The following is a 13,575-nucleotide window of genomic DNA, read 5'->3' as shown; positions in this document are numbered from 1 at the left end:
GAGTTACCACCTGGAGACCTTGTTTTTCGTCTTCCTCAACGCCTGCTTCGACCGAACCTTCGCGCCTTTGCCCGCTCGCGAGAGGTCTGATTTCGCCTTGTCTCGCATTCGACCCGACTTCGACTTCCGGAGGTTGTTGTACCGCTTCGCGTGGGTCTTCGCACCCTGGACCGACGAACCAGCCTTGTAAGCTTTCGAGCCGCCGCTCCCGATAGTGGTCTGCCCGTTTCCGGATACTGCTCCGGCAGCGTTCTTCGAGTAGCCGCGGTGGACGTTCCGGGCTCCTCTCACAGACTTCCCCGTGCCGGATTTCGCACCTCGCGCTGCCCGGGGAGCCGCTTTCGAGGCCGCCCTCGCACCCACCCGTGACACGCGCTGGATCGTCGACGAACTCCAGTAGACCGTCAGGATGGAGACGATACAGGCGGCCGGGATGAGTGCGAGATTCAGGAACAGCGTGAACAGTCCGCTCACTCCAGCGCCGATATCGGTCGACCAGCCGATCCTGAACAGCAACGCCGCAGGGAGACCGGCGATCACGAGCCCGGGGTAGATCCCCGCGGCACGTTTCGCGATGTTCGCGAACGAGTTGAGCGGCCACGCTTCCATGGCCCACGCGACGCCGAGCAAGGGCATCGCTGCCGTCAGGATGACGACTCCCCACCAGCGCAGCGCATAGACGACTGCGGCGATGAGAAGGAGGAAGTTCTCGAGGAGGACCACGACGAGCACCGCGAACACGCCTCCGAGCCCGGCCTTCCCGATTTCGGCGAACCCGGACGCCATGCTGTCGATCGGCGCGAGATGGATTCCCATGGCGTTGACCAACTGCAACGGGATCGAAACGATCGGGAACCAGACGAACGCCCCCATGAACACGAGGCCGACCCGCCGGAGGAGCTTCTTCCGACGGTACTCACTGAGGGACCCTGCCCGAAGTCCGATGTAGGCAACTGCCCCGATCAGCAGCATGATCGTCAACGGTAGGATGTACGGCAGGTAGGTGTCCTGGTAGATCGATTGCCAGGGCTGGTTGTCCGGTGAGCCGACGACCACGTATCGCGTGTCCGAGGTCGGTGCCGGGACGCCGACGATGGGCTCCAGGATGTCCGCGAAGATGCTCTCCGCTAGATCGAGGACTTCGTTCTTGATCTGCGTGAGGACGTTGTTGATGCCCTGCTCGACCTGCTTTTCGAGCCAACCCATCAGCTACCACCGTCGACGACGTTCAGGTCGCAGTCGAGCCGTTCGCCACCGTACTCCACGGTCTGTGTGAAGAACTGGTCGTCTCCCGGTTCGACGACGGCTGTCAGCTCGAACTGTTCGGTATCCAACTCTCCACAGTCGACTGCTCCGCCGGACAATCCACCACTCACTTCGTAAACGGGGGCTTTGGAGTAGACGGTGGTCGTTTCGCCGGGCGGCAGCGGCTCGTTATGATCGTACTCTGCCACTCTGCCGTCGTTCCGGAAGGTGAACGGCGCGTTCCCCCACCTGGTGCCTGTGAGGAGGGCCGGGCCGCTCCCCGTGTTTTCGAGACGGAGAGCGGCGTGCGTCTCCCAGTTGTTCTTGTCCGGCCAGTCCATCTCGGGGTGGTTCTCGGCCCATAGGTACTCCGTGAGGTCGATGTCTGGCCGGAGATCGACCTTCATCTCGCCGATGGTATCTTCGCCGTCGATCGCCCGAAGGGTGTGCGTCCCGGGCTCGTAGCTCTCGCCAGAGCCGACGAGATCGAATTCGGCGACGTCGCCGTCAGTCGATACCATCGCCTTCTCGACCAAGTCTCCATCTGGCCCGAGCCGATGCACCCACTCGGCAGATACATCATTCTGGAGGGTGACCGTGAGGGATCCGCCATCGAAATCGGTCGTCGCGAACGTGTCCGAGTTCGCTGTCGGCGAAGATTTCGTTCCGGAGTCGTCGGTGTCGCCTCCACCCAGACACCCGGCCAGAGCAACCAGGCCGGTACACAGACTACCGAGGAGTGTTCGACGGTCGATGCGTCGGGTCGTGTCGCTGGTTTCCGTTCTCGTCATGAGTTGTCGCTGAAATTGAAACGCGTCCCCGAGGTCAGCCGGTCGATAGCCACTACCAGCGCGACGAGCGGGAGGAACCAGAGGAGCGTCACTACTGCGAGTCGGGCGAGTGCCTGGAAACTCGGGAAGTTCGCTGGCGGGCTCGTCACAGCAGATGCGCCTGCGTAAGGGTCGTCGGTCCGCCACCAGTGAGCGGGCGTGTACGCACCCCTGACGAACACCGAAGGGTTCCTGACCGTTATCGTCGCCATCCCGCTGTCGTTGATTGGCTCCGTCTGACCGGCCACTGTGACGTTGCCGGAGGTAACCGGATCGTCGGTACTGGCTTCCGTCACCTTGGCCAGCACCGTTCCCTGCGTCGAGTTGGTCGCCGTGAAGGACAGCGAGAGGTTCGTTTCCCTGACGGTCTGCTCCTCGGAGAGGGTCACCGTCTCGGACTGTCCTCGGACGATCCCAGCCACCGTGACCTGCTTGAACGAGCTTGCCTTCAGCGTCGACGACGAGAGGGCGATCGAGTCTGCATTCGTAAACGGATCCTCAGCCCCAAGGTCGATGTTTGACGGCAAACTGGGGCCTGACTTGTTCGCACCCCACGTTTCCTCAATTTCGAGCGGGATCTCCCCACCTTCCGGCTGGGTGGGAACGTGCGGGTCCTCGTCGGCCGGGTACGCGTGGGTCTGGACTGGTCGAACCGACGATCGATTACGGACGGTTTCGGAGCCTGACGCTGTCACCATCGTCTGCCAGCCGGGCTTGCCGGTGGTGTAGAACCACCAGTTACTCCGGGCCCGGACGTCGCCGTCGACAGTTATCGTCGACCATCTCGTGTCCGGATTGACAGCCGCACCGACCAGACCTTCATCTTCCTCGAACCGAACGCGTTTCCCGGATATTCCGGTGAGTCGGTTCACGGTAACCTGCTTCGATACTGTCGGCGACTGCGAGGCATGAATGATCTCGACTTCCTCCTCCCACCGTCCATCGCAGTTATTCGAGGACGAGTTCCAGCTGGTGCAGTCCTTCGTGAGCAGTTCCAGTTCGGCCGTGACGGTGGCTGTGATCGTCAACTCGGGGTTCCCCGAGAGGTTCGAATACTCGAGGATAGTCTGGTGACCGCTGGCCGAACTGACCTGCTCTCCGTCGACGGTCAGGCCGATTTCTCGGACCTGGGAATTTCGTAATGACCAGAACTCGCGATGCGCCCCGTCGGTCTCATCTTCCGGGACCAGGACACGGTAGTCGCTGATCGCAAGAACCTCACCGTCTGGGGCGATGTGGTGGCTCGTCTCGTTCTCGTGGAGAATCGTCGATGGCTGGGCAGCGAAGATGCTGACAAACGCGTCCCTGATGTACGTCCCATCGGTGAGGTTCGCGTTTTCGGGGTACACCGACGTATCCGTTCCACCAGGGCTGTAGTCCTGCACGTCGCCGTCGTTCCACTTCTCAACGGCCTGGGGAGGGCTTCCAGAGGGGATATCAGTCGAATTGGCGAGTCCACGCTCGAACTCGCCACGCGAGGAGACGTCGTTTTGATCGAACGATTCGAGACTGAGGTCGTTGTCGTCGACGTCCTCCGACCACAGCCGGTAGAACTCGCTCTCGTTGAGTCCGTACGCTGGACCGTTGTCTGGAACGGCATCCGACGAGTTGTCCGCACTGGGTTCTCCGGCGACTACGGGACTACAGAGAACGAGGATCGCGAGTCCAACGACCACCGGTTGAAGCGGGGACATCGTTCGACTGGATGGAATCTGGGGAATCACGGAGCGATGCTCGCGCTTAGAAGGGGTTCATGCAGTCCGCGAAGCCGAAGCCCATCTGGCCGCCGACGTTGTTGATGATGGCGGGCGAGAGGACTGCGAGGATGATGATCCCGAAGCCGATGGCGGACTTGACGAGCTTCTCTTTCGCGCTGTTTTGCTTCTCGGGATTGCCTCCGGCCCGCTCGTAAGCGATACCGGCCTGTGCGATCGAGAAGATCGTCCAGGGCAGTCCGAGTCCCGCGATCGCACCGATGGCGATCGTGATCCCGGTGTCGACGCCCGTTCCGCACCAGACGCTCCCGAGGTCGGATTGAGCAGCTGCGGGACCGACGGAGACCAGCAGGAAGGCGAGACTCGTCGAGAGGTGGATTGCCTTCTCTGGGGTCCGGGACAGAGCGGTCCGAAGAACTCTATCGCGGAGTTCAGAGGGCTGTGCTTCGCTTTCGAGAGTGGATCGGTTACTCATTGATCGAGTTGAATGTTTGTTGGGTGGTCGCGAGCACCGTTTCGAGATCGTCGACACACGACGTCTGCTCGTACAGGTCGGTGAGTTCGATATCGTCGTCGCGGAGGGCTTCCTCGACGAGTGCGACGAGTTCGTCGCGATCGATGTCGCGGTAGTCCATCTGTTCCGACAGGGCTTCGCGGAAGAGTCCGGAAGCGTTGATTCCCGTCGCCCAGTCCAGGAACAGCGCGTCTGCTGGGTCGACCGAGACCGTGGTCGTGACCATGTTTCGTGTCATTGTCCGTTTGCAGATGCTCGCTCGCGTGATTCTGTCATGTTCACAGTCATAGCGCTGGTCATGGGGCTACCGTCTCTGCATTCGACTGTTATTTTTGACTGGTAGATGGCTGGATCCTAAACCTCCTATTCGAGCTACAGATTAGGATGGTATAAAATTGTGCCCATAATTAGATGCATAATGCATATTTCCATGTTCAGAAACACAATATCGAGAGGCAACTATGGTCCTACTTATTTAACCCAGTAGGTCCACGCAGGGGGTATGCGACCGGTCGTGCCCTGGATGAGCCAAGTCGACGATGTCGTCCTGGATTGGCTGGACGAACACGATATCGCAGCACCGCCGAAGGTGGTTCACGTCAACATCGATCCGGTCGTCTCCTACTCGCAGGTCAACCGTCGACTCCGGAAACTCGAGCAGAATGGACTCGTCGAGAAGGATCCAGAACGAAACGGGTACTACGCGATTACCGATCTGGGGAGGAAATATCTCCATGATTCCGATGCAACCGCTGCGGATTTTCAAGATATGTCTTGAACTGAGGGTTGGTCTGGAGAAGAGGGTATTTTGCAGTGTGACTCATTGTTCGATCAACACCAAGCTCATCTATTCGCTACGTCATCTGTGGAGGCCAATCTCGACCATAGACAAATTGAAATACGTTCAAACTACCCTCCATCCCACTACTCCAAGGACACCCGAAAATATTTATAACTCTATATCATGGAATTACATATGGCCCTCAATGGGATTCGAACAGCGATGCCGAATCTTAGCCCGTTTTCCCGAAATGACTGGTGGCATGTCATTGTCGCCGTCCCACTTCTCTCAGCGGGGGAGCTTGTCTTCCACGGGGTCGGAGGACCACAGGCGCTCGGCGAGTTAGTTGGATCGACATCCGTGATCTTCCACACTGTAGACGTGAGTTCGTTTCTGTTTCGTTTGTTCGTCGTGACGCTTCCGATTGCATTCGCGTATGACAGTTCGTTCGTCCGTAATCTGGGCGACGAGTGGGAGCCTAGTTCCCAGGTCTGGGCTATCGGCGGTATCGTTACCATTATCGCTACGTTCACGCAATCCGGCGTCATTGGTATCGGCATCGTGAACGCACTTTGTCTTTGGTATCTTTATCGACGGTATAGTAGCGTAGGGATTCCAGCGACGAGAATGGACTGAGGTACGAGATTGACGGTTGTGTAACAGAACCGGATCGATTCAGTCGTGTTCGGTAACGAACCTAACACCGTTGGCGCATCTTTCTTTACCGATTCAATGATGTACTTTTGAACCCGGAGTTTGACTTTGTTTATCTTCGGAGAGTCGTCAATAATCGTCTTCTATGGAACGCTTGAGGCAGTTGGTATCGTTGTCAAACTCCTTGTCCTCCGGCATATTATAGCCTGTCCTGACGATCACAACTGGTCACCGTACCTCTACATAGCAGCGACTGGTTTCTATGGTTGATGAATCTGGAACAGCTTTACGGCCATGTACTTACGAACGTTGGATTTCATTCCCCAGTGGCTACATTGGCGACTCGCTCAAATAATTCATATTCTATATGCCAAGGATATCTCACCACGTAGAGGTTTTCGTCTCAATGTCAAGCCATCACTGGACCAGTGTCAGTGCCTGAGAGCCACCAAGGATCAGTTCCAATTTCAGGTTAAATTCTGATTATTTCATGCAAATAGTGTTATTCAGTAATAATTAAATGGGTGGAGATTATACTTCAATTTGGATGTCAGATGATATCCCCGCGGATGGCGACCGGAAAGAAACCGAATACAATCGCCGCAAGGTTGTGAAGTCTATTGGCGGAGCAACCGTTGCCCTCTCAGTATTCACCTCGCCAGCATCAGCTGGTAGAGACCGAGACAAGAAACGGAGAACTGCCGGTTCCGATGATGATATTCAGGAGGTTCTGCGTGACCTTGACAAGGCAGAAGAAGAAGGAAGGTTCGACGAAGAGTGGAAATCACTTTCCGAGGAGACCCGAGAGGAAGTGATAGATCAATTCGAGACGGAAATCGATATTCGAGAGGCGCCGGAAGGAGCGAACGCGGCAGATCTAGAAGGGTATGCCTTCGCAGAGGTATACCGGACTGCTCCCGAGATCGGCCGTATCTGGACATACGAACAGGAAATCGAGTGGGACTACGACGACGACGCCGACGAAATAACTGATATTGAAAAGTACGCCAGAGGAACCACAAAGAACACTTACGCTATCTACGAAGGGAAAGAAGTCTTGGATGAGAACGGTGGAGTCGGCGAATATGATTATAGATACCACACCCAGGGAACGTTCAAAATCTGCATTACCCGATGGGGGTGTCTTGATCAAAAGAACCCGTACATCGATATGACTGTTGATGCAGATGGCGGATCCGAAATTGACAAAGGCGCATAGTATTTAACTGCTTTATATTTTTGCGCGCTAATTTTTCCAATTTGCGTGAGGTGAAAATCCGCAAGGGGTTTCTCGAATCATTATATGTGTTATTAGAATATATGGCTCATCCCATGCTGAAAATATTATATTATAAATAATATTGTATTATATGAATTAATGTTTAAGGATTTTGGCCGAACGAAAGGCTATGACCGTGTTTCCTTTTTCACCTCGGAATATGAGAACATGATGCGTTCGCTTCTTTGCCGGGGAGTCTCAAGGTGATCAATTCCAATAGGTCCAAAAAATGGCGAGACTCGGATCTGCTATGGAGGGCATGAACCACAATTAAGTATATGTCAATATTCGCTCTACCTCACCGTGATTTAACGTGGCGCATTAGTCAATCAGCTTAGCGGTAACGTCAGATAGAGTGTCTCGAGCCTGTTATAAAATTCATGATGGGAATTTAGAAAATGCATAAAAACAAACTTTGTGGCACTGATATGAGAAAACATTCATTGAAATAAAGAGCAGGCGAGATAACTACATCGCCCCTTTCCTTCCGTGCTTACTAGCTATCGCGGCATTCAGCCGGGATTTTTGCGTGTTTCGACAGATGTGCGTTCAATCTGTGGTCCGTTCCCTCTGGTGTGTCAAGACGACTCCTCATTGTTGGTGTCGGATAAGCCTTCGCAGTCGGTTGAACCACGTACGCTGAGGTTTTCAATCGTGCCATCAACTGACTCACAGTCGAGACTACCTTGGATACGGATAGTGGTCGCGTTGTCGACCCTGAAGCGGTCGACGTCTACCGACCCATGGACGGTTACCGCTCCGTCACTGGCAACCGTGAGGTTCTTGACTGTCAACGCACCCTGGACCGTCAGCGTGCCCCCGCTGAGTACACGGATTGATTCCGCGGCTTCGATACCACCTTTTGCTGTGGTCGAACCTACTACTGTGACGGTCCCAGTGGTGACTACACCGCCGTTGAATTGGCTGTCGGCAGCGACAAGATTGTGCGTATCCGTTCGACCGTTGACCTGCCCACCATTGACAACAATCGTACTATTGCCGCCGCCGGTAATGCCCCCGTTGACGTCGCTGCGGGCGACAAGCATCTCGTCGTCGCCGATCTGTTGACGGCCATTCAGCCGCTCTACAGTCAATCTAACCGAGTCGGTGATAATTGCACTGCGAACATCAGTACGGGTCCGGTTGTCGAAGTTGTCGAACCCGGTATGGAGCGAATTACCGATAGCAATTTGATCCATGCGGGTGGTGTTGGTAAATCCATGCGAGTCGACGACTGTGAGTGTCGGCCGGACGGCTCCCGGCTCTTCGTAGCGGTGGATCGCCGTCGGCCTGTCAGTTGTTTCGTCAATCTCACTGTCGCCGTCGAAGTCCCAGTGGTAGGTGGCGACGGCCAGGTCGTCATAGGAGTCGCTGGCGTCGAACCTAACGGGCGTGTCGATGTCGGTCAGTGTTGTGTTGGCCCGTAGACGCGCGGTCGGCGTTCTGCTTCCGACGACGACCGCATCCGTAGCGGTCGTCTCAACGGTGTTGCCATCATCGTCAACGGCGCGGGTGGCCACGCTGAGGGTCCCGCGGTAGGTCCCCAGGTCAAGTGTAGCGGCGGCCGTGCCGTCGCCGCGTTCTGTGAGCGAGACACGTCGCCAATCACTCGCGTTCTCGAAGGGTGTCGTCGCCGGGACACCGTCAGCGTCACGGGTGGCGACGTAGAGGGTGAGATTCTGGATTCCACTGGCGTCCGACGAGGAGACTTCTATGTCAAACGAACCGTTCGAAACGATGTTGGTCTTACCGTGTTCCTCGAAGGTAATGCTTGGGACGGTCGGCGGCTGTGTGTCCGATCCGTTGGTTGTCGCGGTGAAAGTGGTCACCGTATCGTTCGACAGCGACGACATACCGTGGCGGCTACGAACACGTAGGCGCACCGTCCGGATGGTGTCCCGGTCTGTATGAATCGTTGTCACGGCCTCGTTCCGTGTGGTCGACCGGATGCGCTCCCCATTTACCCAGAGATCGTACTCATCGGGTACCAGGTCACTGATGACGTAGCCATTTGGAGGTTGCCCGACGGTCGGGAATAGCGTTGTCCGAAGGCCTTGCTCGGAAAGCGACCACGCCGAGACCTTCGACCGGAATGGATGTTTCTTCACGGCAGTTTCGATCCGCTCCTTGTCCTCGAAGTTCCGGATGAGCAGCTGCGGTGTTGCGGTCCACTTGATAGACCCGAACGAGCCGACGGCGAACGAATCGTGGTACTGCGCTATATCAGGCGAGGAATAGATGGTTTGCTCGAAGGTCGTTCCGATGCCATCCGTGGTATATGACTCATACAACGGTACGTCGTCGAACGCGTCCGCGGCCAACGTCGCGTTGTAGGTCTCGCCAGGAACTCCCCGATAGTAATGGACGATCTGTTCGTTCATCACATCAACGTCAACCTTGACCGCCTCCGGACTGGAGACATTCTGAGTGACATGTTTGAGGTGGTATATCGTGGAGGTGTTGTACGCCTGCTCAGTGGGCGCGATGGTCATCACTCGGCGGACAGCGTAGGTCAACGTCGGCGTTGGGCTGATCCAGATAGCAGCCGTCTTGGGGTTGTCAGTGGCGATACGCGTGTCGACTGGCGCGGTGTTCAGCGTCGCGTTCACTATTACGGTCCGATTGATCAGTTTGGAGCCGTCCTGAGGAAGAGAGCCTGTGTCGATAGTCCGCCGGACTGTTTGTCGTTCATCGAGGATAATCTGTCCCGTGCCCTCGACCGATGTACTGTTTGCCGTAACGATTGGTTGGCCGTCGTATCGCCCGGATGAGAAGGCGATGAACTTACCCGACTGTTGGACCTCGAATGTGACCTCCGACCCGTCCAGCGTCTTGGGGCCATAGACGGTGTTAGACTTGGGGTGGATCAGAGTTACGCGATCACTGGTTGTCGAACCAAGCCATCGCTTAGTTACAGTAACCTGTCTCTTTGGCACATATCCGAAGATAGCGGTGGCGTCGCCGACCTGGAGACGCCCCGAGTACGGTCGGAGCAACGGGTCACTCGCGTCAACTGACAGCTCAACGGCAACTGAACCGCCGGCCGGGACCATTACTGACGACCGGTTGAGCGAAACCTGTCCAGATGTCGAGGAATTGATCGCCGAGACTGTTGTGGAAAGGTCAGCTTGTTGTGATTTCGATCCCAGGTTTCGTATCCTGATAGTCCGGGTCGTCGTTTCCCCGGCCGGAACCGACCCGAAGTCAATTGTCGCGGGATCGACAATAAGGTTCGCCCCGAGCGCGGCTGATACGTTCAATTCACCGCTACCCTGTAGATAGGTGTTCGCTGTCCCTACGGAGTCCGCCGTCGACGTGATGACGTTCTTGATGCGCTGTGGGGACCAGTCCGGGTGCCGAGATTTGAGGAGCGCCGCGGTCCCGGACACCAGTGGGGTGGCGTATGATGTCCCTTCAAAGGTATGGTACCCGTCGTTACTAGCGTTCGGTGCGGTCACGTTTCCACCAGGGGCTACGAGGTCGGGTTTGACGTACTCACCGACGGGAGTCGGCCCTCGGTTTGAGTACGGTGCGATCCCAGATTCGTCATCGCTTGCTCCGACGGTAATGACGTCGCGTAATATGCCGGGTGATTGCACTGTGCCATAGCCGAGAGAGCCGGTATTTCCGGCGGCGGCCACCACAGTGATATTCCGTTCGACCGCAACATCGATGATCTCATGGAGAGGATCGTCTGTCCGAACGGTCGTGGCGGTCTGACCAAGGCTCATCGTGATGAGGTCCACATCTTGTTGGATCGCATGGTCTACCCCATCGATGATCGTCGATGTCCGGGCCGATCCAGTCCGGTCCAGTACCTGAACGTCGATTATATCGGCGTCGGGTGCCACACCTTCATACGTCCCATTGGAGGCCGTACCGTCGCCGGTCACGAGACCAGCCACGGCGGTCCCGTGGTTGAAAGCGTCGCCGGCGGCCCCGTTGTGGACTAAGTTGATTTCTGCGATCTCGTCATCCCCGATGTCGGGATGGGACTCATTGACGCCGCTATCGAGTACTGCCACTTCAACGCCCGCACCGGTAACGTTAAAATGCGCGCGCGCCGCGCTCAGGTCGATATTCTCACGTGCGGTTCCCGTCGCATTAACGAGTGCGTCATAGTGAACGAACTCGACGCTCGGCGCACTGGCCAGCGTACGGTAGGCATTACTTGAGTTAGTCCTCGAGACACTCGCCGCCGTTGCATTGATCGTTTCTAGGGTTCGGTGCAAGCGGATGTCTGAATGTTGTCTCAGTGGTCTCGTATCTGCCGTATCGTTGGCCCACTTGATGATCACAGGCACCGACTGGGCGTCCGTGACCTCCTTTGCCCGTAGACGGTTTATATTGAACAGATCCCGATCAAACTTAGAAAGGTTTACGTCCTCGGGCATGACATAGGTCTCTGCTTCGGTCTTAAATACTGTCGCCGACTCGTTTTTAGCCAGCCGATAGGTCGGGGCACTTCCGCTTTCATTTATAATGACTTTATCTCCAGTGATAAGCGTGACATGGGTGGTTTCGTTGGTACCGCTTTCAAATGATCCGACACTATTAGTGAGAGCGAATGAGATCTCCGTCCCCATCGTTTGATCACTAGACACTGAAGCACTAGTTGCTTCGGCTGCAGGTCCGACGCCCACAACCAGAATCAATATCGCAATCAGGTAAGTGGCCAGACGGACTGTTTGGTACCGGTTTCGGTCGCCATTTAGACCACTGTAACCGTTGAATTCCATTGAATCATTTACAACTTAACCCATTTGAATAAAATAAATTACGGTATTGAATAATTTGTGTGAATGTATCCGAAGAGTACCAAACACCTGACTTAGATGTCCTACTGCTTTATTGTCTGGAGGCTATCCAATTGGCACTGGTTTCGTAGTCTATCAACGCTGTCGTGCTGACTGGTCTGAAAATGTAGTTTATGAGTTTGCCTATGTTAGATCGCTGAATGATAGTTGCATCAATTGCTTATATATACCTGGTTTATCGTGGACCAGCGGAGAGTTGTAAGAGAGTCCCACAGACCGCTATCTTTAGGTTCCATGTCTAAACAAGCCATTTAAACATTATCGGGGGATGGCAATTTTATAAGGAAAGTTCTTTTACTTGAATGCTACAGCAACAGGAACGCTCTTCGCATCGAGAAAGTGGGAGTTGTCGACGAACTTCTCCTCCAGCTGGTCCATCTTCTCGGACATCGTCTCATAGAGGTCCTGATCCTCGAGCGTGGCTTCATCACGGTTCGCCAATCTCTCGGCGTAGTGCAGTCGATTCGAGTGAAAGACGTCCCAGTACTGGCGCCGTTCTTCAGTATCCATCCCACCGGTGTGGTAATTCTTGAGGTCGAGACTGATACCCTCGGGCGCTGGCGTCAATCGATTCATGTGGGTATAGAGGCGACGTCCGTGACCGCGATCGCTCGATCCCTTGATCTCGTCGGTGATCTCGACGACCCAGTCCATGTCCTTATCCGGCGGATAGTGGAGATGCTGGCCGTCGTCACAACTGCGGACGAGGAGAGCGCCATCGTCGTCGACGTGCTCCCAGAGCAGCGAGAGGACGGGCTCCTGGTTCTCGAGGTGGTGGAAGAGATAACTCGAGAAGACCAGATCGAACGCACCGAGGCTGCTGTCCCCGAGGTTGTTCACGTCCATCCACCGGTACTCGATGTTCGGAGCGGCGTACTCCTCCCGGGCTGTCTTCACGACGCTCTTGGTGTGGTCGATTCCAACGACGTCGAACCGGTCGTCGTTTCCGAACCGATCTCTCGTGACGGTTCCGTATCCACAGCCTGTATCTAGAACTCGGTACGGCTGATCGATGCCGACTTCCTCGAAGTGATCGACGACGCGCTGGATGTTCCGGACGTCCTGTTCCCGATGCATCTCGGCCGAGAGGCGAAGTCGCTCGTGATCGACCTCCGGATCGTACTCGCTGGACTCGTGGGTATCGTCCTTCGTCGTGAAACTTGGGCCATCCAGGAGTCCGGCCATGGTCTGGGTGAGTTCCTGCTCTAACTGGCTCTGGTATTCCTCGATGGATTCGTAGGTGAAATACAGACCCTCCGACCGGCACTCTTCCCTGAAGTCCTCGACTGCTCCGTATTGTTCGGGATCCAGCTTTCCGGGCGGTATCTCCTTCTCCGAGAAGCCGACGATCGTGGGAACCGATTCGTTGAACGCGAGGCGCCGGACGACGTCGAGAATACTCGATCCGCTCTCAGCTATCCCTCCAGTTTGTGTCCAGAATGCACCGATGACCAGGTCGAATTCTGACGCCAGATCGTCCGGATCTGTTTCGACGTGTGCTGGATACTGGACCGGCTCGAGATGGATGTTCTTCCCGCGGCCCTTCACCGAATTCCAGTCCAGCACGGCATTCGTGGCCGCATAGGTCTCTTCTTCGACCTCGGCCGGAGTCGCGATGAGAATTCGATAGACAGTCGCCTGCGTGGGCATGTTGGTTTCGCTCGGTATAGGGGAAGAAAGTAAGTTGTGGATTGGTGGTCGAAAAACACGCCCCGTCTATCGGTTCTATTCGTATTGTTA

At 55.9% G+C, this 13,575-nt stretch carries 10 protein-coding genes; 3 read left to right on the top strand and 7 right to left on the bottom strand.

The features are described from left to right. Positions 1-3: 3 nt before the first annotated feature. From BV210_RS02425 to BV210_RS02405, 5 genes are all read right to left on the bottom strand, one after another. Complete coding sequence (locus tag BV210_RS02425) at positions 4-1,206, bottom strand: hypothetical protein (protein WP_077205104.1); 1,203 nt, start codon at positions 1,204-1,206, stop codon at positions 4-6. Then, on the bottom strand, positions 1,206-1,766 hold the full coding sequence (locus tag BV210_RS02420; RefSeq protein ID WP_253741589.1) for a hypothetical protein: 561 nt from the start codon (positions 1,764-1,766) through the stop codon (positions 1,206-1,208). Before BV210_RS02420 ends, BV210_RS02425 begins: the two co-directional genes overlap by 1 nt. A gap of 266 nt (positions 1,767-2,032) precedes the next feature. After that, positions 2,033-3,769: a hypothetical protein gene (locus BV210_RS02415; protein ID WP_077205102.1), complete on the bottom strand. Its 1,737-nt coding sequence runs from the start codon at positions 3,767-3,769 to the stop codon at positions 2,033-2,035. A 46-nt stretch (positions 3,770-3,815) separates the two neighbouring features. After that, positions 3,816-4,265, bottom strand: a complete 450-nt coding sequence (locus BV210_RS02410; RefSeq protein ID WP_216640637.1) for a pilin — start codon at positions 4,263-4,265, stop codon at positions 3,816-3,818. Then, positions 4,258-4,542, bottom strand: a complete 285-nt coding sequence (locus BV210_RS02405) for a hypothetical protein (RefSeq protein ID WP_077205101.1) — start codon at positions 4,540-4,542, stop codon at positions 4,258-4,260. Before BV210_RS02405 ends, BV210_RS02410 begins: the two co-directional genes overlap by 8 nt. A 264-nt stretch (positions 4,543-4,806) precedes the next feature. On the opposite strand from BV210_RS02405, the gene BV210_RS02400 reads away from it, so the two are divergent. From BV210_RS02400 to BV210_RS02390, 3 genes are all read left to right on the top strand, one after another. Next, positions 4,807-5,082 carry a hypothetical protein gene (locus tag BV210_RS02400; RefSeq protein ID WP_077205100.1) on the top strand — a complete coding sequence of 92 codons (276 nt, stop codon included), beginning with the start codon at positions 4,807-4,809 and terminating at the stop codon, positions 5,080-5,082. 198 nt (positions 5,083-5,280) lie between these two features. Beyond that, the gene (locus BV210_RS02395; protein WP_077205099.1) at positions 5,281-5,721 is read left to right on the top strand and encodes a hypothetical protein; all 441 of its coding nucleotides are present in this window, start codon (positions 5,281-5,283) and stop codon (positions 5,719-5,721) included. Between the two features lie 565 nt (positions 5,722-6,286). Next, positions 6,287-6,958, top strand: coding sequence for a hypothetical protein (locus BV210_RS02390; RefSeq protein WP_077205098.1), 672 nt, complete (start codon positions 6,287-6,289; stop codon positions 6,956-6,958). A 638-nt stretch (positions 6,959-7,596) separates the two neighbouring features. Here BV210_RS02390 and BV210_RS02385 read toward each other — a convergent pair. Beyond that, complete coding sequence (locus BV210_RS02385) at positions 7,597-11,412, bottom strand: S8 family serine peptidase (protein ID WP_077205097.1); 3,816 nt, start codon at positions 11,410-11,412, stop codon at positions 7,597-7,599. 717 nt (positions 11,413-12,129) lie between these two features. Beyond that, positions 12,130-13,485: a bifunctional 2-polyprenyl-6-hydroxyphenol methylase/3-demethylubiquinol 3-O-methyltransferase UbiG gene (locus BV210_RS02380; RefSeq protein WP_077205096.1), complete on the bottom strand. Its 1,356-nt coding sequence runs from the start codon at positions 13,483-13,485 to the stop codon at positions 12,130-12,132. Between the last annotated feature and the right edge of the window lie 90 nt (positions 13,486-13,575).

The organism is Halorientalis sp. IM1011 (assembly GCF_001989615.1).
Classification (GTDB): domain Archaea; phylum Halobacteriota; class Halobacteria; order Halobacteriales; family Haloarculaceae; genus Halorientalis.
Note: the sequence above shows the minus strand (reverse complement) of the source record. Positions and strands in the feature narration are given on the sequence as shown.

Coding starts and splice junctions, on each gene's coding strand:
- BV210_RS02405 (WP_077205101.1), bottom strand. CDS start 4,542: ATGACACGAAACATGGTCACGACCACGGTCTCGGTCGACCCAGCAGAC.
- BV210_RS02400 (WP_077205100.1), top strand. CDS start 4,807: ATGCGACCGGTCGTGCCCTGGATGAGCCAAGTCGACGATGTCGTCCTG.
- BV210_RS02380 (WP_077205096.1), bottom strand. CDS start 13,485: ATGCCCACGCAGGCGACTGTCTATCGAATTCTCATCGCGACTCCGGCC.
- BV210_RS02425 (WP_077205104.1), bottom strand. CDS start 1,206: ATGGGTTGGCTCGAAAAGCAGGTCGAGCAGGGCATCAACAACGTCCTC.
- BV210_RS02420 (WP_253741589.1), bottom strand. CDS start 1,766: ATGGTATCGACTGACGGCGACGTCGCCGAATTCGATCTCGTCGGCTCT.
- BV210_RS02395 (WP_077205099.1), top strand. CDS start 5,281: ATGGCCCTCAATGGGATTCGAACAGCGATGCCGAATCTTAGCCCGTTT.
- BV210_RS02390 (WP_077205098.1), top strand. CDS start 6,287: ATGTCAGATGATATCCCCGCGGATGGCGACCGGAAAGAAACCGAATAC.
- BV210_RS02415 (WP_077205102.1), bottom strand. CDS start 3,769: ATGTCCCCGCTTCAACCGGTGGTCGTTGGACTCGCGATCCTCGTTCTC.
- BV210_RS02410 (WP_216640637.1), bottom strand. CDS start 4,265: ATGAGTAACCGATCCACTCTCGAAAGCGAAGCACAGCCCTCTGAACTC.
- BV210_RS02385 (WP_077205097.1), bottom strand. CDS start 11,412: ATGCCCGAGGACGTAAACCTTTCTAAGTTTGATCGGGATCTGTTCAAT.